General features: G+C 74.8%; 17 protein-coding genes. 13 read left to right on the forward strand and 4 right to left on the reverse strand.

Annotated features, from left to right (window positions below):
* Nucleotides 1-28: 28 nt before the first annotated feature.
* The 5 genes from ACWGJO_RS07560 (at nt 29) to ACWGJO_RS07580 (ending at nt 7133) form a co-directional block, all read left to right on the forward strand.
* Nucleotides 29-1243: a cytochrome P450 family protein gene (locus tag ACWGJO_RS07560; RefSeq protein ID WP_452182599.1), complete on the forward strand. Its 1215-nt coding sequence runs from the start codon at nt 29-31 to the stop codon at nt 1241-1243.
* A 328-nt stretch (nt 1244-1571) separates the two neighbouring features.
* Nucleotides 1572-2960 (forward strand): ABC transporter substrate-binding protein, encoded by a 1389-nt coding sequence (locus tag ACWGJO_RS07565; RefSeq protein ID WP_452182600.1) that lies wholly within the window; start codon nt 1572-1574, stop codon nt 2958-2960.
* Nucleotides 2961-3072: 112 nt separating this feature from the next.
* Nucleotides 3073-4140: a carbohydrate ABC transporter permease gene (locus ACWGJO_RS07570; protein ID WP_452182601.1), complete on the forward strand. Its 1068-nt coding sequence runs from the start codon at nt 3073-3075 to the stop codon at nt 4138-4140.
* Nucleotides 4137-5111: a carbohydrate ABC transporter permease gene (locus ACWGJO_RS07575; protein WP_452182602.1), complete on the forward strand. Its 975-nt coding sequence runs from the start codon at nt 4137-4139 to the stop codon at nt 5109-5111. The genes ACWGJO_RS07570 and ACWGJO_RS07575 overlap by 4 nt, the downstream gene beginning before the upstream one ends.
* A 234-nt stretch (nt 5112-5345) precedes the next feature.
* A complete protein-coding gene (locus ACWGJO_RS07580) occupies nt 5346-7133 on the forward strand; it encodes a DUF4153 domain-containing protein (protein WP_452182603.1) in 1788 nt (595 codons plus the stop codon).
* Nucleotides 7134-7344: 211 nt separating this feature from the next.
* On the opposite strand, the gene ACWGJO_RS07585 is transcribed toward ACWGJO_RS07580, so the two are convergent.
* Nucleotides 7345-8892: an MFS transporter gene (locus ACWGJO_RS07585; protein ID WP_452182604.1), complete on the reverse strand. Its 1548-nt coding sequence runs from the start codon at nt 8890-8892 to the stop codon at nt 7345-7347.
* Between the two features lie 415 nt (nt 8893-9307).
* Between ACWGJO_RS07585 and ACWGJO_RS07590 the strand changes: the two genes are divergently transcribed.
* The 3 genes from ACWGJO_RS07590 to ACWGJO_RS07600 all read left to right on the forward strand — a co-directional run bounded on the left by ACWGJO_RS07590 (nt 9308) and on the right by ACWGJO_RS07600 (nt 11608).
* Nucleotides 9308-9913, forward strand: a complete 606-nt coding sequence (locus ACWGJO_RS07590) for a TetR/AcrR family transcriptional regulator (protein WP_387736107.1) — start codon at nt 9308-9310, stop codon at nt 9911-9913.
* Between the two features lie 241 nt (nt 9914-10154).
* Nucleotides 10155-10853, forward strand: coding sequence for a ribonuclease HII (locus tag ACWGJO_RS07595; RefSeq protein ID WP_380540118.1), 699 nt, complete (start codon nt 10155-10157; stop codon nt 10851-10853).
* A 101-nt stretch (nt 10854-10954) separates the two neighbouring features.
* Entirely contained in the window at nt 10955-11608 is a 654-nt protein-coding gene (locus ACWGJO_RS07600) for a hypothetical protein (protein WP_452182605.1), read from the forward strand.
* A gap of 148 nt (nt 11609-11756) precedes the next feature.
* Here ACWGJO_RS07600 and ACWGJO_RS07605 read toward each other — a convergent pair whose 3' ends face one another.
* Complete coding sequence (locus ACWGJO_RS07605; RefSeq protein ID WP_452182607.1) at nt 11757-12413, reverse strand: hypothetical protein; 657 nt, start codon at nt 12411-12413, stop codon at nt 11757-11759.
* 426 nt (nt 12414-12839) lie between these two features.
* The gene (locus ACWGJO_RS07610) at nt 12840-15035 is read right to left on the reverse strand and encodes a RecQ family ATP-dependent DNA helicase (protein WP_452182608.1); all 2196 of its coding nucleotides are present in this window, start codon (nt 15033-15035) and stop codon (nt 12840-12842) included.
* A 228-nt stretch (nt 15036-15263) separates the two neighbouring features.
* On the opposite strand from ACWGJO_RS07610, the gene ACWGJO_RS07615 reads away from it, so the two are divergent.
* Complete coding sequence (locus ACWGJO_RS07615; RefSeq protein ID WP_452182609.1) at nt 15264-16841, forward strand: DUF4192 domain-containing protein; 1578 nt, start codon at nt 15264-15266, stop codon at nt 16839-16841.
* 34 nt (nt 16842-16875) lie between these two features.
* Here the strand turns inward: ACWGJO_RS07615 and ACWGJO_RS07620 are convergent, their stop codons facing one another.
* Nucleotides 16876-18189, reverse strand: a complete 1314-nt coding sequence (locus ACWGJO_RS07620; RefSeq protein ID WP_452182610.1) for an alpha/beta fold hydrolase — start codon at nt 18187-18189, stop codon at nt 16876-16878.
* Between the two features lie 770 nt (nt 18190-18959).
* Between ACWGJO_RS07620 and ACWGJO_RS07625 the strand changes: the two genes are divergently transcribed.
* The 4 genes from ACWGJO_RS07625 (at nt 18960) to ACWGJO_RS07640 (ending at nt 24425) form a co-directional block, all read left to right on the forward strand.
* Nucleotides 18960-21086 carry an amylo-alpha-1,6-glucosidase gene (locus ACWGJO_RS07625; protein WP_452182617.1) on the forward strand — a complete coding sequence of 709 codons (2127 nt, stop codon included), beginning with the start codon at nt 18960-18962 and terminating at the stop codon, nt 21084-21086.
* Nucleotides 21087-21266: 180 nt separating this feature from the next.
* The gene (locus ACWGJO_RS07630; protein WP_359912725.1) at nt 21267-22025 is read left to right on the forward strand and encodes an NUDIX hydrolase; all 759 of its coding nucleotides are present in this window, start codon (nt 21267-21269) and stop codon (nt 22023-22025) included.
* Between the two features lie 193 nt (nt 22026-22218).
* A complete protein-coding gene (locus tag ACWGJO_RS07635) occupies nt 22219-22497 on the forward strand; it encodes a hypothetical protein (protein ID WP_387694106.1) in 279 nt (92 codons plus the stop codon).
* Between the two features lie 269 nt (nt 22498-22766).
* The gene (locus ACWGJO_RS07640) at nt 22767-24425 is read left to right on the forward strand and encodes an ATP-binding cassette domain-containing protein (protein WP_452182611.1); all 1659 of its coding nucleotides are present in this window, start codon (nt 22767-22769) and stop codon (nt 24423-24425) included.
* Nucleotides 24426-24427: the final 2 nt, after the last annotated feature.

Here is a 24427-nt window from a genome sequence, read left to right on the forward strand (position 1 = left end):
ACACCCGCTGTTCGAAAGAGAGTTGTCGATGACCGCTGCCCCGGCCCGAATCGTCCTCGACCCGCTGGCCCGTGACAACGCGGCCGAGGGCGCGCTGCTGCGGGCCGCCGGCCCGGTGGTGCCGGTCGAGCTGCCCGGTGGGGTCGCCGCCTGGGCGGTCACGCAGCACGCCGCCGCGCGCGACCTGCTGACCGACGCCCGGCTGGTGAAGGACGCCGCGCACTGGGCGGCGTACCAGCGTGGCGAGGTGCCGAAGACCTGGCCGCTGATCGGTCTGGCGGTGCCCGGCCCGAGCATGGTGACCACGGACGGCGCCGAGCACCGCCGGCTGCGGGCGCTGGTCGCGCAGGCCTTCACCCCGCGCCGGGTGGAGCTGATGCGTCCGCGCGTCGAGGAGATCACCCACGCGCTGCTGGACGCCCTGGCGACGGGCGAGCCGGTGGTGGACCTGAAGACGGCCTTCGCCTTCCCGCTGCCGATGACGGTGATCTGCTCGCTGCTGGGCGTTCCCGAGTCGGACCACGGCCTGCTGCGCGACCTGTACGAGCGGTTCTTCGGCATCAAGCCGAACCCGGAGGGCATCCAGGCGACCGTCGCCGCGCTGAACGCCTTCGTCAACGGCCTGGTGGCGCAGCGCCGTTCGGCTCCCGGCGAGGACCTGGCGAGTGTGCTGCTGGCGGCCGACACCGAGGGCGGGGCGCTGACCGACGCGGAGGCCGCGGCCACCCTGCGGGTGATCATCGCGGCCGGCCACGAGACCACGGTGAACCTGATCGGCAACGCGGTGCGGGCGCTGCTGACCCACCCGGACCAGTTGGAGCTGGTGCGCTCGGGCCGGGTGTCCTGGGACGCGGTGGTGGAGGAGTCGCTCCGCTGGACGCCGCCGACCAGCAACTTCCTGTTCCGGTTCGCCGCACAGGACATCCCGGTGGGCGAGGTGGTGATCCCGGCGGGTGAGCCGGTGCTGGTCTCGTACAACGCGATCGGTCGCGACCCGCTCCAGCACGGGGTGACGGCCGAGGTCTTCGACCTCACCCGGGACCCGGCCCGTCACCTGTCCTTCGGGCACGGCCCGCACGTCTGCCCGGGCTCCCCGCTGGCCCGGCTGGAGGCGGGGGTCGCGCTGCCCGCACTGTTCGAGCGCTTCCCGGGGCTGTCGCTCGCGGTGCCGGACGCCGAGCTGCGGCCGAGCCCCTCGCTGGTGGTGAACAGCCTGCGGGAGCTGCCGGTCCGCCTGTTCTGACCTGATGCAACGTCATGTCCTCGGCCCCGTCCGGATTTCCGGTCGGGGCCTTCGACTTCTGGTGGCGGCGGCCCGGGAAACGCCTGGTCGCGGGTCACGGTCGGGACACCGGCTCGTGAAGGTCGAACGTGGACCTTGGCGAGGGGCGGCGGCTGCGTTAACGTCTTCGATCAGTCCGGACGCGGCTCGCCCGTGATCCCGTCCGCGATCCCCGTCCCTGATCCCCGCCCCTGATCCTTTGTCCGTGATCCCTTGCGGGCCCATCTCCGGTACAGCGCGATGTCGTTCAGCCCACCGTCGGCAGCACGCCCTGGCGAGGAGAACCGCATTGACCCTCAATCCGACCGCGCAGCACCCGGATTACCGCCGTCGTCCGGTCGCCGCGGCCGCCCTGGTGGCGGCGCTGGCGCTGACCGCGGCCTGTTCCAACAGCTCCGGCGGTTCGGGCGGTGGCGGTGGCGGATCGGCCGCGTCGCTGTCCGGCGACTGCGCCGCGTACCAGCCGTACGCCGGACACGCGGGTACCACGGTGACGATGTTCGCCTCGATCCTGAGCCCGGAGTCGGACAACCTGGAGAAGTCCTGGGCCGAGTTCGGCAAGTGCACCGGGATCAAGATCAGTTACGAGGGCTCGAACGACTTCGAGTCCCAGCTGCCGGTCCGGGTCTCCGGGGGCAACGCCCCGGACTTCGCGATCATCCCGCAGCCGGGTCTGCTGGCGCAGATGGTGAAGAGCGGCAAGGTGGTGAAGCCGCCCGCCCAGACCGTCGCCAACCAGGACAAGTGGAGCCCGATCTGGAAGACCTACGGATCGGTCAACGGCACGTTCTACGCGGCCCCGATGAGCGCCAACATGAAGTCCCTGGTCTGGTACTCGCCGAAGGCCTTCAAGGCGGCCGGCTACGAGGCGCCCAAGACCTGGGCCGACCTGATGGCGCTCAGCGACCGGATCGCCAAGGCGGGCGGCGCCAAGCCGTGGTGCGGCGGCATCGCCTCCGGAACGGCCACCGGCTGGCCGGCCACCGACTGGCTGGAGGAGGTGGTGCTCGGCTCGTACGGCGGCGAGGTGTACGACCAGTGGGTCGGCCACCAGGTGAAGTTCTCCGACCCGAAGATCACCACCGCGATGAAGACGGTCGCCGACTGGATGCAGAACCCGGCCTGGGTCAACGCGGGCTTCGGCGACGTGAAGTCGATCGCCACCACCACCTTCCAGGACGCGGGCACCCCGATCCTGAGCGGCAAGTGCATGCTGCTCCAGCAGGCCTCCTTCTACGAGGCGCAGTGGCCCAAGGGCACCAAGGTCGGCCCGGACGGGGACGTCTTCGCCTTCCACCTGCCCGCGGTGAACCCGTCGATCGCCAATCCGGTCGAGGGCGGCGGCGAGTTCCTGGCGGCCTTCTCCGGTCGGCCCGAGGTGCAGGCGGTGCAGAACTACCTGTCCAGCTCCGCCTGGGCGAGCAGCCGGGTGAAGACCGCGAGCGGCTGGGTCTCGGCCAACCAGGGCGTGGACAAGGGCCTCTACACCGACCCGATCGACAAGCTGTCGGCCGAGGCGCTGACCGACCCGTCGGCGACCTTCCGCTTCGACGGCTCCGACCTGATGCCGGCCGCCGTGGGCGCCGGGCAGGAGTGGAAGTCGCTGACCGCCTGGTTCGCCGAGGGGCAGTCGATCCAGAAGACCGCCGCCGACATCGACGCCGCCTGGCCGCAGTAGCCGAGGCGCCGGTCCGCTGCCGGCGCACTGGGACTACCTGTCGAGGGCGGTGCGGGGCCACCCACCCGCACCGCCCGCCCCCTTCCCACCACGCCCGAAGGGACGCACAGCCATGTCCGTACCCGGATTCCCGTCACCCGCCGCCGAGCTGGCCGCGGACCGGTTGGCCGCCGACGGGCTGGTCGCCGAGAGACTGGCGGCCGGCACCTGGAACGACGCGGCGGTCAAGTTCGGCAACACCTTCGGCGCCGTCGCCGGCTTCCTCGGCATCCTGCTGGTGGTCTTCCTGGTCGCCGGCCGGGCCCGGGGCCGCCTGGCCCGTCCGCTGGCGGTCGCGGTGTTCCTCGGCCCGGCGGTGCTGCTGCTGGCCGTCGGCCTGGTCGTGCCGCTGGTCCGCACGGTCTACCTCAGCCTTCAGAACGACGACGGCACCCGGTTCGTCGGCGGTGAGAACTTCGGCTGGGCCTTCACCTCCGACTCGGTGCAGAAGGTGCTGGTCAACACGCTGCTCTGGCTGGTGGCCGCGCCGTTGGCGGCGACCGGGCTGGGGCTGGTGCTGGCGCTGCTGGTGGACCGGATGCGCGGCCAGTCGGTGTACAAGTCGCTGATCTTCATGCCGATGGCGATCTCGCTGGTCGGCGCGTCGATCATCTTCAAGTTCGTCTACGAGTCGCGCGGTCCGGGCCAGCCGCAGATCGGCCTGCTCAGCCAGCTCGCCGTCGCGGTGGGCTGGGACGATCCGCCGAACTGGCTGCTCTCGCAGCCGCTGAACACCTTCCTGCTGATGGCAGTGATGGTCTGGGTGCAGACCGGCTTCGCGATGGTGGTGCTGTCGGCGGCGATCAAGGCGATCCCGGACGAGGTCGTGGAGGCGGCCCGGCTGGACGGCGCGAGCGGGGTGCGGCTGTTCTGGTACGTCACCGTGCCGATGATCCGCACCACGGTGATGGTCGTCCTGACCACCGTCATGATCATCACCCTGAAGGCCTTCGACATCGTCCGCACCATGACCGGCGGCAACTTCGGCACCCAGGTGCTGGCCAACGAGATGTACTCGCAGTCCTTCGTGCAGTTCAACTCCGGGCGGGGCAGCGCCCTCGCGGTGCTCCTCTTCCTCGCGGTGCTGCCGCTGGTGGCCTACAACATCCTGCAGCTGCGGAAGGAGCGTGAGGTCCGGTGACCGGGACGGACGGCCGGGAGGGGACGGCGAAGGCGGTGCGGTCGGAGGGGGCGGTGCGACCGGCCGGTGCGGTGCGGCCGGTGCGGAAGGCCTTCAGCAGTCCGCTGGCCTCGGTGTTCGTGATCGCGATGACGGTGCTCTGGACGATCCCGACGCTGGGTCTGCTGGTGACCTCGCTGCGGCCCAAGCAGGACGTGACCGCCAGCGGCTGGTGGAACGCCTTCCTCCACCCCGACCTCGGCCTCGGCAACTACCACTCGGTGCTGTTCGAGGGCGGATCCGGGGTCTCCACCGGCCTGATGCCCTTCCTGGTCAACTCGCTGGCGATCAGCATCCCGGCGACGGTCTTCCCGCTGGCACTGGCGGCGATGGCGGCGTACGCGCTGGCCTGGGTGCGGTTCCGGGGGAGCGACGCGGTCTTCTTCACGGTGTTCGCGCTCCAGGTGGTGCCGCTCCAGATGGCGCTGATCCCGCTGCTGAGGCTGTTCGCCGGCGGCGCGCACCTGGGCGCGCTGACGCTGATTCCGGCGGTGGACCTGAAGGGCAGCTACGCGCCGGTCTGGCTGGCGCACACCATGTTCGCGATGCCGCTGGCGGTGTTCCTGCTGCACAACTTCATCGCCCAGCTGCCGCGCGACCTGATGGAGGCCGCGGTGGTGGACGGCGCCTCGCACTTCAAGATCTTCCGCTCCATCGTGCTGCCGCTGTGCACTCCGGCGCTGGCCTCGTTCGCGATCTTTCAGTTCCTGTGGGTCTGGAACGACCTGCTGGTGGCGCTGACCTTCGCGGGCGGCACGCCGGAGGTGGCGCCGATGACGGTGCGGCTGGCGCAGCTGTCCGGTTCGCTCGGCGGGCGCTGGGAGCTGCTGACGGCCGGGGCGTTCCTGTCGATCGTCGTGCCGCTGATCGTCTTCTTCAGTCTCCAGCGGTACTTCGTTCGCGGGCTGCTGGCCGGGTCGGTGAAGGGGTAGCGGGGGAGTCCTTGGTGGTGAGGGCGTTCTGAACGCGTTCAGAGCTGACTTTTGAACCTGTTCAGAATGGTCTACAGTCGGCAGCGGCCGGGGCGCCGGGAGCGCCCGCCGGTGGACCGCCCGACGGGTGGCCGCCGCATGCCCGCCGACCACTGAGGGGGACTCATGTCTGGTCCGTCCGTTCCTGCCACGTCCGATTCGCCCGGTTCATCTGGCTTGCCCGGCTCGCCCGGCTTGCCCGGCTCCACCGGTTCGACCGAGCCGCAGGGGACGTCCGAGGTTCCGGGGGCGACCGGGGTGCCGGGGGCGACCGGGGTGCCGGGCCTGTCCGGGGCGACCGAGGAGGCCGGGGCGGCCGGCCCGACTGAGCCGCACAACTCCTATGACGCGTACGACCCGTACGGCCCGTACCGTGCGACGGGCCCCGGGCCGCAGGGGCCGCAGGGACCGCAGGGTCGGCAAGGGCGGCCGGGCCCGGACCGGGTTCCCGGTGCGCCCGCGCCCTCGACCGGTGCGTGGCTGCGCCGCAGCGACCCCGAACGCCGGGCGGCGGCCACGCCCGGGGTCGCCCTGGCGGCCCTGCTCACCGGCCTGCTGACGGCCTGGCTGCTCTTCGACGGCCTGGGGCCCAACCTGCTGGTGCTCGGCGCCGCCGTCGCCGTCGGGGCAGGGGTCACCGCCCGGGCGGCCGGTCGCCGGATCCGGCCCTGGACGGCGGCGTGGAGCCTGCTCGCCCTCGCCCTGCTCGCCGTTCCGGCCTGCTGGGACGCCTCCTGGCCCGGCGTGCTGGCCGCCGTCGGCGCGCTCGCGCTGGCCTCGCTGGCCCTGCACGGCGGCCGTCGCTGGGCGGGTGTGCTGCTCGCGCTGCCCGGCATCCCGTGGCAGCTGGTGCCCTCGGTGGTCTGGGTCTGGGAGAGCGTGGACCGGCGGAACCTGCCCGGCCGCGGCCGGATCGTCCCGGTGCTCAAGGCGATTGCGGTCGCCGCCGGCCTGCTGATCGTCTTCGGCTTGCTGTTCGCCAGCGCCGACGCCGCCATGGCGGACCTGCTGGGCAGCCTCAGTCCGGACCTCGACCTCGACCAACTCCCGGGGCGCGGTGCCTTGTTCGTGCTCGGGGCGGCGACCGCGCTGGGCTTCGCGCACATGGCCGCCGGCCCGCGCCGCTGGGACCGTACGGTGATCCGGCCGGGCCGGGAGCGGCGCCGGCTGGAGTGGGCGCTGCCGCTGGTCGCGCTCAACCTGATGTTCGGCGTCTTCGCCGTGATCCAGGCCGTGGTGGTGCTGGGCGGTGCGGATGCCGTGCTGAGCAACACCGGGATGAGCCGCTCCGCGTACGCCCGGCAGGGCTTCTGGCAGCTGAGCGTGATCACCGTGCTCACGCTGGTCGTGGTGGCGGTCGCCAAGCGGTGGGCGCCGCGCAGCACCGCGGCCGACCGCCGGATGGCGCGGATCCTGCTCGGGCTGCTCTGCCTGCTGGCGCTGGCCGTGGTCGCCTCGGCGCTCGGCCGGATGTGGTTCTACGTGGACGCCTCCGGGCTCACCCGGCTGCGGCTCTGGGTGCTGGTGGTCGAGGTCTGGCTGGGCGCCGTCTTCCTGCTGCTGATCGCGGCAGGGCTGACCCGCCGCACCGGCTGGCTGCCGCGCGTCGTCGTCCTCAGCGGGATGCTCACCGTCGCGGTCTACGGCCTGATGGGTCCGGACGCGATCGTCGCCGAGCAGAACGTCACCCGGTACGAGCGGGCGCTGCGGACCGACCCGCACACCGCGGCGATCGACCTGCGCAACGTCCGCCGGCTCGCGGCGGACGCGGTGCCCGCCCTGGACCGGCTCCCCGAGCCGCAGCGGAGCTGTGCGCTGCAGCTGATCGGTCAGGGCGTGGGCGGAGCGTCGAAGCCCTGGTACGCGACCAACCTGGCGGCCGCCCGGGCCCGGGAGATCCTGGCGGAGCGGCCGCTGATGGGCTCGACGGCGCCCGGCCGCACGGCCTGCGACTGGGCGAGGCTGGCGTACGAGGACAGGTAGGACGACCGGGGTGGGGGCCCGCGGACGGCGGCAGGGCCGGTCGGGAGCGTGCTGCTCCCGGCCGGCCCTGTGTCCTGCGGCGGCTTGTTGGCCTGGCTGTGGCTTGTCGCGCGGTGTCGCGGTGTCGCGGTGTCGCGGCCGGGGTCGCGGGTCGCGGGCCGCGGGCCGCGGTGTCGCCGCATCGTGACGGCGTCGGACTGCCGTGACGGTGTCAGTGCATCGCGACGGCGGAGGAGCCGCTCGGCAGGTCGCCGGCCTTGGCCTTGATCGCGAAGACCGCGACGAGCAGGGCGACCGCCGCGAGCGCGGCGCCCACGATGAAGCCGTGCGAAATGCCCTGGGTGAGCACGGTGTTGGCGGCGTCCGTGCCCGGCGGGAACTCGTGGTGCTGCTGGAGGTAGGCCAGCTGCTCCGGCGTCGCGCTCTCCATGAACTTCGGCAGCTGCGCGGTGGCTTCCGTCGTGGCGTAGTGCGCGAAGACCGTGGTCAGGATCGACAGGCCGAGCGAACCGCCGATCTGCTGCATCGAGTTGAGGAGGCCGGAGGCGGCGCCGGTCTCCTCGCCCGGGACACCGGCGACGGAGAGCAGCATCACCGGGACGAAGATCAGACCCATGCCGAAGCCGAACACCACCGTGGGGCCGAGCACCCCGTCCAGGTAGCCGCTGTCCTTGCTCATCTGGGTCAGCCAGCCGAGCCCGACGGTGACCAGCAGTGCGCCGCCCGCCATGAAGGGCTTCGGGCCGTACTTGGCCTGGAGGTTGGAGGCGATCTGCGCGGCGATGATGATCGCGACGCTGATCGGGAGGAAGGAGACGCCGGCCTTCAGTGGGCTGTAGCCGAGCGGACCCTGCACGAACAGCACGACGTAGAAGAAGATGCCGAACATGGCCGCGGCCAGGCAGAGCATCATCACCAGGCCGCCGGTGCGGTTCCGGTCGGCGAACAGGTGCATCGGGGTGATCGGCTGGTCGGTGCGGCTCTCCACCACGAGGAAGGCCGCGAGCAGGATCGCGCCGGCCGCGAAGGAGCCGATCGTGATGCCGTCCGACCAGCCGTCCGAGGCAGCCCGGATGAATCCGTAGACCAGGCCGACCAGGCCGAGTGTCGAGGTGAGCGCGCCGGGCAGGTCGAAGCGGCCCGGGTGGCGCTCGGACTCGGCGATGTAGCGCGGCGCGGCTATCGCGATCAGGATCGCGATCGGCACGTTGACAAAGAACACCCAGCGCCAGTTCAGGTACTCGGTGAGCAGGCCACCGGCCAGCAGGCCGATCGCGGCGCCCGAACCGGCGACCGCCGAGAACACGCCGAACGCGCGGTTGCGTTCGGGCCCCTCGTCGAAGTTGGTCGCGATCAGGGCGAAGGCGGTCGGGGAACAGATCGCGCCACCGATGCCCTGGAGCGCGCGGGCGGCCAGCAGCAGAGTGCTGTCCTGCGCGAAACCGCCGAGCAGCGAGGCCAGGCCGAACAGCAGGGTGCCGAAGATGAACACCCGGCGGCGGCCGAGGATGTCGCCCGCGCGACCGCCGAGCAGGAGCAGCCCGCCGAAGGTCAGGGTGTAGGCGTTGATGACCCACGACAGGTCGGTGGTGGAGAAGCCCAGGGCGTCCTTGATGTGCGGAAGCGCGATGTTCACGATGGTCGCGTCGAGGACCACCATGAGCTGGGTGGCCGCGATGACGGTCAGGGTGATGCCCTTGCCCCGCCCCTGGCTCGTCCGCGGTGGCGAGTTCTTGCTGAGCGTGTCGGAGATGGCCACGAATGTGCCCCCTGCTGGCTGTGTGCTCGGTGGTGCGGTTCGGCGGAGTCGCCGGGCCGGGTGCGGCCGCGCGCCCTTGCGCGGGCCGGGAAGGAACGGGATCGTTCACTAATCGGGACGATATCCTGGCCGTGATTGTGAACGCAAGCGTTCCTTAAGGATGGTGGCGATGGAGCGGTTGGTGCGGCGCCTGATGGCGGACCGGTCCGGTCGGTCGCCGGGAGGCTCCCCGGGGGGTTCTCCGGAGGGCTCTCCGGGAGGTCCGGCGGGCTCGGCCGACCGGGCGGACCCGGCGTCGGGGGAGGCGACTGTTCGGCCTGCGGAGGCGGACGCCGGGGCGGCGGTCGCGGGGCAGGACGCCGGAGCCGGCGCGGAGCCGGGCGGCAGGCCGGGCGCGGACCCGGTCTTCTGCCCGGTGCGGGCCGCTCACCAGGCGCTGAGGCGGCCGACGCGGCGCCGGGGGAAGGAACTGGAGGCGGCGATCTTCGAGGCCGCGCTCGACCAGCTCACCTCCGGCGGATACGCGCGGCTGACCATGGAAGGGGTCGCCAGTGCGGCGCGGACCGGGAAGGCCGCGCTCTACCGGCGCTGGGCGTCCAAGGACGAACTCGTTCTCGACGCCCTGGACGCCACTCTCCCACGCCCTTACGACACCCCCGATCTCGGGTCCGCACGGGACGAACTCCACCAGCTCGTCGAGGGGTTCACGAAGGCGATGACCTCCCGGGTGGGTTCCGCGCTCAATGCGCTGATGGGCGAGATCGACCACGAGCGGGCCGAGGTCTTCAAGGCCTTCGTCACCGACCGGGTCATCGAGCCGACCGCGCGGACCATCCTGGAGATCCTGCGCCGCGGCGCCGAGCGCGGCGACGTCCGGCCCGGCGCGGCCACCCCCTTGGTCGCGGACGTCATCCCGGCGGTGCTGCTCTACCAGGTCAAGATCCGCGGGCTGGAGAACATGGGGCCGGGCTTCGCCGGCCGGCTGGTGGACGAGGTGCTGGAGCCGATGATCCGGGCCTGAGGCGGCCGGCGCCGGGCGCATGGAGCGTGCCGCCCGGCGGTCGGGCGGCGCCCGAGGGGAGCCGGGGGTTCGTGGGGAGGTCGGGGCGGGTTCGAGGGGCGGCCGGGCGGCGCCGGATCCCGGTGGCCCGGGCGGGCGGGCCCCGCCCGCCCGTCGACGGACCTGCCCGTCCGGGAGGGCGGACTCGGCGGTCGTGGGCCGGGCTTAGGCTGGAGGCTGCCCCCGCTGAACGGAAGACGCCATGCCCATCGTCCCCCCGACGCACTCCGTCGAACGCTCGCTCCGCCGGGCCGGCGCCAAGATCGTCGTCGGTCTCGACGAGGTCGGGCGCGGCGCCTGGGCCGGGCCGGTCACCGTGGGCGCGGCCGTCACCGGCCTGCGCAAGGCGCCGGAGGGGCTGACCGACTCCAAGCTGCTCACCGAGCTGCGCCGCCGCGCGCTCGCCCCCGTGCTCGCCGACTGGGTCACCGCGTACGCGCTCGGGCAGGCCTCCCCGCAGGAGTGCGACGAGCTCGGCATGACGGCGGCGCTGCGGCTGGCCGCCGTCCGCGCGCTGGAGGCGCTGCCGGTCGAACCCGACGCGGTGATCCTGGACGGCAAGCACGACTACCTCGGCGGCCCCTGGCGGGTGCGCACGGTGATCAAGGGTGACCAGTCCTGCATCTGCGTGTCCGCCGCCTCGGTGCTCGCCAAGGTCCACCGCGACGGCCTGATGGCCGAACTGGGTGAGGGGTGCCCGGAGTACGGCTTCGCCGACAACGCCGGCTACCCGTCCCCGGTGCACCGCGCCGCTCTGGAGGAGTTCGGCCCCACCGGGCACCACCGGCTCTCCTGGGCGTACATGGACGCACTGCCGAAGTGGCGCCATCTCAAGCGCGTCCGGGAGGGTGCGGGCGACGGCCGTGGGTCCGCCGACGAACAGTTGACGCTCGGTTTCTGACGATCCGTCTGGAATTGCCCCGGGAGGGGGCGGCAGGAGACCGGTGCCCAATGGGTGGGGTGCCCGTGCGCGTCCGACCGGCATTTGATAGATATCCGGGTATGCCTGTCTTCCCCGAGGAGCCGGAGATTCACGAGAGCATCCCGGGCCCCGGCGTTCCCTTCCCCCGCGAGTCGGACGCACAAGCCCCCGCCACCGCACCCACCACCGTCGCCGCCCCGGCCCCGGTGCCCGGCCCCCGTCCGGCGCCTCCGCGCCCGGTCCCGCCGCGCGCCGCCCGTCCGGGCCCGCCGCGACTGATCCCCAAGCCCGGGCCGGCACCGCGCCGCCCGGCTCCCGCCGCACCGCAGGTGGAGGTCCAACGGATCGCCGCCACCCCGGCGCGGGCCGTGGAGCACGCCGACGAGGCGGTCGACCTGTTGTTGGAGTCCGGCCGCGATCCGGGCGACATCCTGGTGCTGACGGTCGGCGAGGCCCACCCGTGGCAGCAGCACGAGCTCTCCTTCGGTGAGGAGCGCTACTGGGCGCAGCTCGCCGAGGGCGGGGACGTGTTCTACGCGGACGCCGCGCTGACCCGTCCGGTCACCCGCGAGGTGGTCGTCCTGGTGGTCAACGGCGGACCGTCCGCCCGGGCCGCCGAGGCGTACACCAAGGCGCTCGGCCACGCGACCGCGCTGCTGGTGGTCTGCGGCGACGCCGGCCCGGCTGCCGTGGGCGCGGCCGGAGCCGCGCCGAGCCGTCCGGTCAAGGCCTGACCACAGTCGTCCACCCCGGGCCCGGTGCCGTCGTACGGTGCCGGGCCCGGGGTCCGTTCCACGGCGCCCGGGGCCGACGGTGTCGGCAGGTGTCGACGGCCGGCGGTCGACGGTCGACGGCCCGGTGGGGCCGGTGGCCGGTGCGGACTCAGCCCGTGCCGGTGCGGCGCGTCGGTTCGGCCGCTGCGACCCGCGTCGCTGCCCACAGGGGCTCGGACTTCGGGGAGCGTGCCGCGTCCTCGCCGCGCTCGGCCTGGTCGGCGGTCCGTTGGCGGGTGCGGTGGTTGCGCGGGGCTTCCAGCGCCGAGCGCGGCGGCAGTTCCGTCACGGTGTGCACCGGCCCGTCGGCCCACGAGCCCGCGTGCGGGTTGCGTCCGCCCCGTCCGTCCCCGAGGACCTGCCAACCCGCCGGGGTGAGCCCGATGTACGCGCCGCAGCGCAGTCCGTGGAGCGCGGACGCGTCTCTCAGTGCCCACATCCAGGCGCCGTCCTGCTCCGTCCAGCCGGGTGCGCCGTCGCGGCAGCGCAGCAGTACGGCCGTCCGGGCCGGCTCGGACCGTCGCAGGTCGTGCGGAATGATCCGGCGCAGGTGGGTCAGCAGCGCGTTGCGGTGCTGCCAGCCGTCGGTGTCGTGCGGCCAGGGGGTGAACGAGGCCGAGGCGACGAGGCGGTGGAGCGCGTCCACGACGGCGACCACGACGGTGCCCGGCTGCGGAAGGTGATGCTGGTGCAGTTCCAGGACGAACTCGCGGGGGTCGCGCAGCAACGGGATCCCCGAGGCGGTCCAGGTCTCCAGGTCCAGCACCCGTCTGGGTTCCGGACTCCCGGAGAAGGGATTCTGACCTCGGTCGATACCGTTGATCACGATCCTCCTTCCTGGCCCGTGGGCAGGCGGGTGCCTGGGTACGCCGAAGGGCGGGGCCAGCGGACCGGGTTTCGGGTACCTCCCAATTCTCAGGGCATCGGGGGCAGAGCGGCAATGATGAAAAGATGAACGCCACCCGATAGCCCATGGTCTGCCGGATATGTTCCACAGCGGACCGAGTGCCGAGCAGGCGCCTCCAGGCCTTGATCCACAGCGCCCTGAGGGCAGGGCGAACCGTCATCGGCATGGTGAGCACTCCTTTCCCGGATCGTTCGGCCGGTGTGATCGAAATCGCTTCGCCTGATCCTTTCTGTTAGGCCATTCGGGTGAGTGGGTGGGCTTCGTCGACGGCCTTCCGCCGTCCCGTCACCCCTGCACGGCCAGTACCAGCGGCAGCACCGCGCTCGCCCCCGCCCGGCGCAGCAGCCGGGCGGCCACGGTGACCGTCCAGCCCGAGTCGACGAGGTCGTCCACCAGGAGCACCGGCCCACCGGCGGCCGCCACCGCCTGCTCCACCTCCGGGGGCAGGACCAGCGCGCCGGCCAGCGAGTGCAGCCGCTGGGCGCTGTTGCTGCGGGCCCCGTGCGGGGGCAGCCCGCCGGCGTAGTCGATCCCGCCGAGCAGTGGCAGCCGCCCGACCTCGGCGATCCGGGCGCCCAGGCTGCCGACCAGCCGCGGCCTGGTCGAGGAGGCCATCGTCACCACGCCGACCGGCCGCTCCAGCCGGGCGCCCTCCGTCGTCGCGGGTCCGGCCCAGCCGCCCGGGCCCCGGGCCCAGTCGGCGAGCACCGCCACCAGCGCGTCCACCGCCTCGCCGGGCACCGGCACGTCCGGTGCCTGATCGGCGAGCAGGGTGCGCAGCCGGGTGCCCCAGCCGATGTCGGACAGCCGGCCCAGCGCCCGGCCGGTCTCCGCCTGCTCGCCCGCGGGGATCCGGCCCTTGAGCGGCACCCCCAGCGAGTCCATCCCGGTCGGCCACAGCCGGCGCGGCTCGAAGCTCACGCCGGGGCGGCCGAGCGCGGCCCGGGCGGCCGCCAGCGTCTCCGCGGAGACGTCCGGGGTGTGCAGCGGCCCCGCGCAGTTGTCGCACCGCCCGCACGGCACGGCCTGCTCGTCGTCCAGCTGGCGGCGCAGGAACTCCATCCGGCAGCCGGTGCCCGCCGCATAGTCGCGCATCGCCCGCTGCTCCGCCTCCCGGGAGGCGGCGACCTTGGCGTAGCGGGCGCCGTCGTACGCCCAGCTCTGCCCGGTGGCCGTCCAGCCGCCCTTGACCCGGCGGACGGCGCCGTCCACGTCGAGCACCTTGAGCATGGTCTCCAGCCGGGCCCGGCGCAGATCCACCCGGGGCTCCAGGGCGGCGGTGGAGAGCGGGCGGCCGGCCTCGGCGAGGGCGTCGATGGTGCGGCGCACCTGCTCCTCCGGCGGGAAGGCCAGCGAGGCGAAGTAGCGCCAGATCGCCTCGTCCTCGCGCCCGGGCAGCAGCAGCACCTCGGCCCGGTCCACCCCGCGCCCGGCGCGGCCGACCTGCTGGTAGTAGGCGATCGGCGAGCTGGGCGAGCCGAGGTGCACCACGAAGCCGAGATCGGGCTTGTCGAAGCCCATGCCGAGTGCGGAGGTGGCGACCAGCGCCTTGACCCGGTTGGCCAGCAGGTCGGCCTCGGCGGTGCGGCGCTCGGCGTCCTCGGTGCGGCCGGAGTAGGAGGCCACCGGGAAGCCGCGCTCGCGCAGGAAGGCCGTCACCTCCTCGGCGGCGGCCACCGTCAGGGTGTAGACGATGCCCGAGCCGGGGAGCCGTTCGAGGTGGTCGGCCAGCCAGGCGAGGCGGTGGGCCGGGTCGGGCAGGGAGAGCACGCCCAGGGTGAGGCTCTCCCGGTCGAGCGGCCCGCGCAGCACCAGGGCGTGCTCGTCGGTGGCGCCGGTGCCGAGCTGTTCGGCGACGTCCGCGGTGACCCGGGCGTTGGCGGTGGCGGTGGTGGCCAGCACCGGGACGCCGGCCGGCAGGTCGGCGAGCATGGTGCGCAGCCGGCGGTAGTCGGGGCGGAAGTCGTGCCCCCAGTCCGAGATGCAGTGGGCCTCGTCGACCACCAGCAGGCCGGTGGAGGCGGCGAGCTCGGGCAGCACCTGGTCGCGGAAGTCCGGGTTGTTCAGCCGCTCGGGGCTGACCAGCAGGATGTCGACCTTCCCCGCGGCGACCTCCTCCTGGATCGCGGCCCACTCGTCGCTGTTGGCCGAGTTGATGGTGCGGGCGTGGATGCCGGCCCGGCCGGCCGACTCGACCTGGTTGCGCATCAGGGCGAGCAGCGGCGAGACGATCACCGTCGGCCCGGAGCCGCGGGCCCGGAGCAGGGCGGTGGCGATGAAGTAGACCGCGGACTTTCCCCAGCCGGTGCGCTGGACGACCAGGGCGCGGCGGCGGTCGACCACGAGGGCCTCGATGGCCGTCCACTGGTCCTCGCGCAGGGTGGCTCCGGGGCCGGCGAGCTCGCGCAGGACGGCCTCGGCCCGCGCCCGGACCTCGGCGCGGTCGGCGGTGCTGGTGGTGTGGGTGTCGGGCTGCTGCATGGCGTCCATGTAACCCCGTACCGCTGACAAGCGACGAATGCGGGGGAGGGGCAGCGGGGGAAGGCGGGGTGTATTTCATCCGCTGATCCGCTGAACGGCAGACAAAATCCACCCGTGGGAGTGAGTCTTGCCTACTCCGAATGAGCGAAGGAAAATTCGGGGGCGGAGTTATCCACAGAAAAAACTCGGTTCCGGCGTCGTCCGCGGATTGCGTCCACTCTTGCGGCCATGAACGCGATGAACAACGAACACGTCATTATGTCCCTCGGTCCGGCCTCCGACCACCGGTCGGTCGTCATGCGCGGCCCGGCCGACATGGCCGAGCTGCTTCCGTACTTCCTGGGCTTCTACCCGGACGACAGCATCGTCGCGGTCGGGCTCCACGGCCCCGGCCTCCACCAGGGCGGGGTGATCCGGGCGGACCTGCCGCGGTCGCCCGCGCAGTGGCCGGCCGCGGCGGAGGAGACGGCCGCCCTGCTGGTCGCCCTCTCCGAGCGGCACGGCGCCCGGCCGCTCCAGGTGCTCCTCTACCTCTGCCAGGATCCCGGCACGGCCCACGCCCCTCCGGTGGTGGACGGGCTGCGGCCGCTGGCGCAGGCCCTCCGGGCGGCCTTCGGGCGCCGGGGCGTGGCCGTCAAGGAGTCGCTGTGCGTCTCGGACGGCCGCTGGTGGTCCTTCCTCTGCCGCGGCGACGGCTGCTGCGACGGGGCCGGCAATCCGGTGCGGCGCAGCCCCGACCCCGGTCCGGCGGCCGCCGCCGCGACGGTCGCCGGCCTGGTGCCGCGCGGCAGCCGGAAGGCGATCATCGGCGGGCTGGAGCCCGTCGGCCCGCCGGAGGCCGTAGCCCAGCGGGAGGCGCTCGCCCGGGCGGAGGCCGTGGACGCCCTCGCCAGGGAGCAGCGCATCGCCCTGCTCGACCAGGCCGTCGCCGAGTTCCGGACCGGGGCCGGGGAACTCGATCCGGACCGGACGGCCCAACTGCTGCTCGCCCTGCGGGACCGCCTGGTACGGGACCGCGGCGTCGAGTACGCCCGGCCCGACGAGCTGGCCCCGGCCGAGCGGCTCTGGCGCTTCCTCGCCCGGCGGGCGGTGCCGCCCTACGAGGGCTGCGCGGTGGCCCCGCTCACCCTGCTGGCCTGGACGTCCTGGGTCGCGGGGGACACGGCGACGGCCCGGGTCGTGCTCGGCCACGTCCTGCGGCTCGCCCCGGGCTACCTGCTGGCCGAACTGCTCTACGAGTCGCTCAACGACGGCATGACGCCCCAGGGCCTGTTGGCCGCCGTCGAGGCCCAGCGGCGGCGGCGCGAGGAGCCCGAGGCCGCGGCGGCCCCGGTCGACGAACCGCGGCCCCCGGCCGGCGGAGCGCCGAGCGCCGAGGGGTCACCGCCCGCTCAGGAGGTGCCGTCCGGTGGCGCGGCGGCTCCCGGGCCCGCCGCCCCGGGGGCGGGTGCGGTTCCCGGTGAACGGCCCGGGCGGTCCGCCGGTGGTCGACGGCATCGGCGGGGCGGTCGCCGGAAGGGCTCGTCCACGGCATCGGCACCGGCCGATCCGGGGCCGGGCGCGCCCAACGGCCTCGACGGCCCCGACGGCACGGAGCCGGGCGGTGGCGCCGCCGGGGCGGTCGCCCTGCTGCCGGCGCCCGGACGGGTCGAGCAGCCCGGGCACACCCGGGCGGCCGGCGAGCGGTCCGCCCGGGGCCTGCGGCTCGGCCGGGCCGCGGCGTGCGCGCCCGCCGCGGTCCGGACCGGCCTCCACCGCTGCCGGGGCGTCCGGCGGGCGGGGAGGGGGAGCCATCGTGCGCACTGAGCCCCGCGACACGGCGGCGCCGGCCCGCGGGCGGCTACGCCTCGCCGCGCGCCATCCTGATCAGGCGGTCCAGCACCTTGCCGCCGCTCAGCCGAATGCCGTCGTGCTCCCACTCGTTGGTGATCCAGGCCCGCAGGCCGCGCACCGCGCGCGCGGTCTCCAGCGAGTCGGCGGTGTCCACGTACATGTCGTCGTGGTACACCGCCGCCACGACCGGCACGGTGTTGGCGGCCAGCCGCGCCCGGTCGTACAGGTCGGGCCAGTCGGTGCGGGCGGCGAGCAGGTCCGCGGTCTCCTTCAGCGGGCGCAGCGCCGGGTCGGTGTCGAACATCCAGGGGTAGATCATCTCCCCGGTGAACAGCACCGGCGCGTCGGACTCCAGCGCGGCCCGGGCGTCGAACTGCGGGAACTCCTTGCGGACCCGCTCGGCCGCCCAGGCGGTGCCGCCCTGGTCCACCGACCGCTGGCCGTAGATCGACTCGTGCAGCACCGCGTACAGCGGACCGCCCGCGAAGGAGAGCTGGGCCTGGGCGCCTGCCAGGAAGGTGTCGGAGAGCTCGGGCCCGGCCGCGCCCTCCACCCAGGCCTCCTCCAGCAGGTAGTGGAGCGTGCCGGAGCCGTTGCCACCGCCGAGCAGCAGGCCGAGCAGCTGGAACGCCTCGACGGTGAGCAGCCCGCCGTCCGGCAGGGTCGCGGGGGAGTCGGCGAGGTGGGCCGCGATCCGGCGCACCGCCTGGACGTCCTGCGGGAACCGGGCGTAGTGGTCCTCGTTCTTGCGGACCACCCGCGGGTAGGCGGCGCGGTAGACGTCGTCGGCCGAGCTGCCGAGGCCGGCGAGGCCACCGGTGATGAAGGCCTCGGTCAGGCCCTCGGGGGCGATGGAGAGGTAGGTGAGGGTGCAGAAGCCGCCGAAGCTCTGGCCGAGCACGCTCCAGCGCCGGTCGGCGCCGAGCAGCCGCTCGCGGATCAGCTCGGCGTCCCGGACGATCGAGTCCGCCCGGAAGTGGGCCAGGTAGTCCGCCTGCTCCTGAGGGCCGCCGCGCCGGGCGAGGGTCTGCCGGGTCGCGGGGGTGGAGCGCCCGGTGCCGCGCTGGTCGAGCAGCAGCACCCGGTAGTCGTCCAGGGCGCGCTCCAGCCAGGAGTCCCGGCCGAGCGGGCGGGCCGCCTTGCCGCCGGGGCCGCCTTGGAGGAAGACCAGCCAGGGCAGGTCGTCCCGCTCGCGGCCTGTGGCCACCACCTCGCGGGCGTACACCTCGATCTGCTCGCCCTGCGGGGCGGCGTGGTCGAGCGGCAGCTGGAACACGTGGTCGGTCGTGACAATCCCGGGCAGCCGGCTGATGGTGGACATGCAACTCCTCGGTCTCTGCTGGTCACAGCGATGGCGTCGCGGTTCACGGGGTCACCGGGTGCGGGGGCCGCGACCCCCGCACCGTATCCTGGCGGCGGTCGACCACCGGTTCGACCGCCCCGCCCGCCCGATCGGACGACCGAGCCCGACCGGCGGACGGCCCGAGCCGGCCCCGGCACCGGCCCGGACGGTGGGCGCCGGCCCCGGAGGGTGGACGGTGACGTGCCCGCAGCGAGGCCCCGGTGACGATCCGACGGAAGTGGTACGACCGCCGAGCCGGGCCGCCCTGACCAGCGGTGCAGCGGCGGGGCGTGACCTGGTGGCGGTGCGCGGCGTTCACCCCCGGGGGCCTGCACCCGGTTCGGGCGGGCCGATCGGGCCGATCGCCGGGCGGTGCGGACCCGGCCGCCCGGGCACCGGCAGCGCTGGGTGACCGCGTGCGGCGCCACGACCGGCCGCCGCCACGGGACCGCACGGCCGGAGGGCGCGGGCCGCGGGGGAAGGGCGTCACCGGCAGACCGGGGCGCCGGACCTGACGGCGTGCCGGGCACGGCGGCGAGCCCCGGAACGAAGGCGCGGCGCGCCGGTACCCACCCGGTACCGCGCACCGCATGGCACGACCCACCGCCGGGTACGGCCAGACACGGCACATCCGCCGACGGGACGGCCCCGCCGGCCCGGCACCACCAGCACGCGATCGAGCACGCCCGCGGCCCACCGGCCTGACCCGGCCACCGGACCGCCGAGGGGAGGAGAGTCCGGTGACCGCCATGAGGCCACCACAGGCCATGCCGGCCGAGAGCGTGGTCGGCGCGCCGACCAGGCCGATGGGCCGCCCCGACCAGGCCCCGGTGGCCGGGCCCGCGGGCGCACCGGTCGGCCCGGGCCGACCCGCGGCCCCGCCGCGCCCGCAGCCACCCGCCGTCCACCACGCGGTGATCTGCGTCAACGCCCCGGCGATGGCCGCCTCCGGCCCCGACGGCCAGCTGCGCGGCCACGGCCTGCACGGCTTCTACCGCAACGGCGTCCGGGTGCTCGCCCGGATGGAGCTGCGGCTGGGCGGCATGGAGCCGCTGCCGCTCCAGGGCACCCTGACCAGCACTGCCCAGGCCCGTTTCCTCGGCGCGGTCCGCGTCCCCGGCGACCTGGACCCGGACCCGGCGCTCACTGTCGAGCGGCTGCGGCACGCGGACGGCGTGGAGACGGTGGTCGTGCGCAACACCGGTCCGCGGCCCGCCCGGCTGCCCCTGGAGATAGCCCTCGGCACCGACCTCGGCCCGGTCGCCGAGATCGCCGCCGGGCACCGCCAGCCCGACCTGCCGGGCCAGGTGCAGTCCGCCGGGCTGCGCTGGACGGGGCCGGTGCACAGCGCCGTGGTCAGCGCCCAGCCCTCCCCGCACGCCGTCCTGGCCGGCGCCGGCGTGCTGCGTTGGGACCTGGAGGTCCAGCCCGGCGCCCGCTGGTCGGTCGAGCTGCACACCGAGCTGGAGAGCGCCGTCGGCGGCCCGCGCCCGCCGGGCGGCCGCGGCACCGGCGCCCCGCTGCCCTGGTCCGAGCCGGAGGTCCGCAGCGACGACGGCCGGGCGGCTCCGCTGGTCTCCCGCTCGCTGGACGCCCTCGGCGGGCTGCTGTTCGCCGACCCGGACCGCCCGACCGACCTCTACCCGGCCTCCGGCGCGCCCTGGCGCTTCGGCCTCGCCCCGGCCGACGCGCTCTGGGCCGCCCGGCTGACCCTGCCGCTCGGCACCCGGCTGGCGGCCGGCACCCTCCGGGCGCTGGCCCGCCGTCAGCAGCTCGCCCCCGCCCCGGGCCGCACCGAGGGCCTGCTGCCCGGCGCCCTGCGCCACGGTGGTCCCGAGCTGCCGCCCACCTGCACCGCCACCGAGGCCACCCTGCTGTTCGTCACCGTGCTGACCGAGGCCTGGCGCTGGGGCCTGCCCCCGGCGGAGGTCGCCGAGCTGCTCCCGGCCGCCGAGCGGGCCCTGGCCGCCCTGCGCGAGGGCCTGGTCGACGGCTTCGTCACCGACCTGAGCCGCCCGCTGGAGGAGCGCTCCGCCCACCCGGTCGCCGCCCGCGCCGAGGTCCAGGCGCAGGCCCACCGCGCCGCCCTGCACGGGGCCGAGCTGCTGGAGGCCTTCGGCAGGCCGGGCGCCGAGGACTGGCGCGGCTGGGCCGCCGCGCTGCGCGGGCGCTTCCGCGAGCGGTTCTGGATCGACGACCTGTCCGGCGGCCGTCCCGCGGCCGGGCTGGCCCCGGGCGGCCAGCCGCTGCCCGCCGTCGCCTCCTCCCTCGTGCACCTGCTGGACACCGGGCTCGCCGTCGACGGCGGCCGGTACGAGAGCCTGCTGGACCGCGAGCAGACCCGGCTGCTCGCCCAGCGCCTGGTCGCGCCGGAGCTGGACAGCGGCTGGGGCCTGCGCACGCTGAGCGCCAAGTCCCCCCGGTTCAACCCGCTGGGCCACCGCGGCGGTGCGGTGCGGGTCCACGAGACGGCCCTGGCGATCGCCGGACTGGCCGAGGCCGGTCACGAGAACGAGGCCGGCACCCTGCTGGAGGGCCTGCTCGCCGCGAGCGTCCACTTCGAGGGGCGGCTGCCGGAGATGTACGCGGGGGAGCAGCGCACCCCGGGCTGCCCGCCGGTGCCGCACCCGGCCGCCTGTCGCCCGGCAGCGGTCTCCGCGGCCGCCGCCGCGCACGCGGTGTTCGCCCTCGCCGGGGTCCGGCCCGACGTCCCGGGCGGCCGGGTGCTGGTCCGCCCGGCCAGCACCGCACCGCTCGGCGAGCTGGAGCTGACCGGCCTGCGGGTGGCGGGCGAGCCGTTCTCCGTCCGGGTGAGCCGGATCGGCGTGGCGATGGTGGAGGAGGCGTCCACGGACCTGCAACTCGTCGCCCGCTGAGCCGTCGCGGGGGCTCGCGCCCCCGCGACGGTGACACCGGGTCACCGACGCCGCGCCTGCCCGTTCCCGGTCCCGCACTGGACGGATGCGAACCGCACGGGGCCCGTGCGGGGCCTCGGCCCTGCGCGTTCCCCGCACGGGCCTGTGCTTATCGTCAGAGAGACGACTATGATCGTCGCCATGTCGCGCTACGATCCGTCGGCCTTTCCCCCGTTCGCTGTCACGGTTGACCTCGTGGTGCTGACGGTGCGCGACCACTCGCTCTGCGCCCTGCTGGTCAGACGAGGAGAGCCGCCGTTCCAGGGGTACTGGGCGCTGCCCGGTGGCTTCGTCCGCCCGGACGAGGGCCTGGCCGAGGCCGCCTCCCGTGAGCTGGCCGAGGAGACCGGCCTGCGCGCGCACACCGCCCCCGGCCACGACGCGGTCGGCCCCGGCGCGGCCGGTGCCCACCTGGAGCAGCTCGCCACCTACGGCCACCCGCAGCGCGACCCCCGGATGCGCGTGGTCAGCGTCGCCTACCTGGTGCTGGCCCCCGATCTGCCCACGCCGCGGGCCGGCGGCGACGCCAGCAGCGCCCGCTGGGCCCCGGTCGGCGAACTCCTCGGCGAGAACCCGGCCGACGGCGTCCCGCTCGCCTTCGACCACGGCCTGATCCTCGCCGACGGTGTGGAACGCGCCCGCTCCAAGATCGAGTACTCCTCCCTCGCCACCGCCTTCTGCCCGACCGAGTTCACCGTCGGCGAGCTGCGCCGGGTCTACGAGGCGGTCTGGGGCGTGGTGCTGGACCCGCGGAACTTCCACCGCAAGGTCACCGGCACCCCCGGCTTCCTGCTGCCCTCGGGCGGCACGACGACGCGTCAGGGTGGCCGTCCGGCCCAGCTGTTCACCGCCGGCGGGGCGACCGTTCTCAACCCGCCCATGCTCCGCCCGGAGTCCTGAGCGCCGCCGGACCCGTGCCCGCCCCGCGCCGTCCCGTCCCGTCCTGATCCCACCCGGCCCGCTCCGTCGCGGCCCGCGGCCCCGAGGCAGCCGAATGGCCTGACCTGGCTGCGAACGCGGGGCCGGCGGCGCAGAGTGTCGGTGGACGCTCCGGCCGCCGGGTCGGAGGCCTTCCGGCCCAGGGAGCCCCGCGATGGCCATCGAGGACTGCGCCAACCAGCGAACCCTCATCGAGGGGCTGGCGGCGGACTACCGGAGCCTCGACGAGACCACCACTGCCACGGAGAAGGAACTGGCCGCACTGCAGGCCGAGCAGGCGGCGCCCGAGGCGATCGCCGCCGTGCAGGAACGGCTGGCCGCCGAGCGGGAGCGACTGGGCGAGATCACGGTGGAGGGACAGGCCGCCGTCGACGAGTTCCACGCGGTGTGCGGCGGCGAGCAGCTCCCGCCCCCGCCCTGGCCTCCCCGCTAGCGGCTGCGCCCCGTCCTCGGGCACGGCGCTGCGCCCGGCCCGAGCTCCCGGGGCCGGCCGGAACGGACCGGTCCCCCGTGAATCGCAGGATCGGATTTTCCCCTGATCGGGTGAGGTGGGCAGTCGGCGGGCCCGTGCCGTTCCCGCAATGCCCGGAATAGCCGTCGTCGCCCCCTAATGTGCTGGCGCGGAGCCGCGCGGGTGCATGCCCGCCCCTCAGGGGCGCTCCGCGTCGAGCAGGTCGGCCGAGGGCATGGGAGCAGCCAGCGATGATCCAGATCACCGGACTGACCAAGGTCTATCGCAAGGGCGCTCCGCCCGCGGTACTCGATCTGACCTTCGACGCCCGGCCCGGCACGGTGACCGCGCTGCTCGGCGCCGAGGGGTCGGGCAAGTCCACCGCGCTGCGGCTGATGCTCGAACTCGAACGGGGCCAGGGCGTCACGTTCTTCGGCGACCGCCCGTACCGCCGGTTGCGCCACCCCGAGCGCGTGGTCGGGGTGATGATGCCCGGCGCGGGGGAGTCCGCAGTGGCCGGTCACCCGGGCCGCAAGGCGCGCAGCCACCTGCGGATGCTCGCCGCGGCCGTCGGCGTCCCGGCCCGCCGGGCCGACGAACTGCTGGAGCAGACCCGGCTGGCCGCGGTCGCCGGGCAGCGGTTGCGCACCTTCTCGCCCGGCATGCACCGCCGCCTGGCGCTGGCCGCCGCCCTGCTCGGCGACCCCGGTGCGCTGCTGCTGGACGGGCCCGCCGACGGCCTGTCACCGCGCAACGTCGAGTGGTTCCACTCCTTCCTGCGCTCCTTCGGCGCCGCCGGTGGAACGGTCCTGGTGACCACTCGCAGCCCGCAGGAGGCCTCGCAGCTCGCGGACCGGGTGGTCACCCTGGACCGCGGCCGGCTGGTGGCCGACCAGCCCGTCGCGGAGTTCCGGCAGACCAGGCTCAGTCCCGAAGTGGCCGTCCGGGGGCCGCAGATGGCGCGACTGGCGGATCTGCTGGTCAGCCAGGGCGCGGAGGTCCGCCGGGACAGCAGCGTCGGTCTCGCGGTGGCCGGGATCGACCGCACCGAGATCGGCGAACTCGCCTACCGCCACGGAATCCTGCTGCACGAGCTGGCCGACCGGGTGGTCGAGCAGCCGGCGCCGCGGGTCGTCCTTCCGGTCGGCTCGGGCCGCTCCGGCGACCTCCGCCTCCACCCGGAACCCGAGACCGGTCCGAGCCAGGAGCCTGGCCGGCGGCCGAAACCGGAGCCGACCCGGGAGGCGGGCCCGAAGCCGGCCGCCCGGCGGGTCCCCGAACCGGCCGCCGAGCCCGTTCCGGGCGAGGCCGTGACGTCCCCGGCCGAGCCCACGACGGTCCAGCCCCAACGCCCGCCCCTGTCCCTGCCCCCGGCCGAACCGGCCACCGCCGCCGCGCCCGGAGGCGCCGCCGTCCCGAAGCGCGGCGCTCCCCGCCGCCCCCGGCAGGACGGTTCCCTGCCCGCCCGCGCCCTGCCCGCCGTGGCCGTCGCCGCAGCCCTCCCGGCCGCCGCGCTCCCCGTCCTCGGCTCGGCCGGCCGCCGACCCGAGCCGCCGGGCCGTCGCCCCGGGCCGTCCATGCGGACGGGGGCCGACGCCATGGACGAACCCGCGCCCACGGTGGCCGTCGACCGGCTCTTCCGCGACGACCCGGCCCCGCCGCTGGAGCCCGCCCGGGTCCGGCCCCTCGGCCGCCGGGCCAGCGCCGACGACCTGCTCACCGACGACACCGTGCGCCTCCGGCGCCCCGCCTCGGGCGCGACCGCCGTCCGAGCCTCCGCCGTCCGGGGTGCCGCCGCCCAGAGCCCCGTCAGGCGAGCAGCCCCGGCGACCCCGGCGACCCCGGCCACTCCGGCCACCCCGGGCACCTCTTCAGCCCCCGCCATCCCCGACGACCACCGGAGCGAGTGAAC

Source organism: Kitasatospora sp. NPDC054795 (assembly GCF_053611565.1).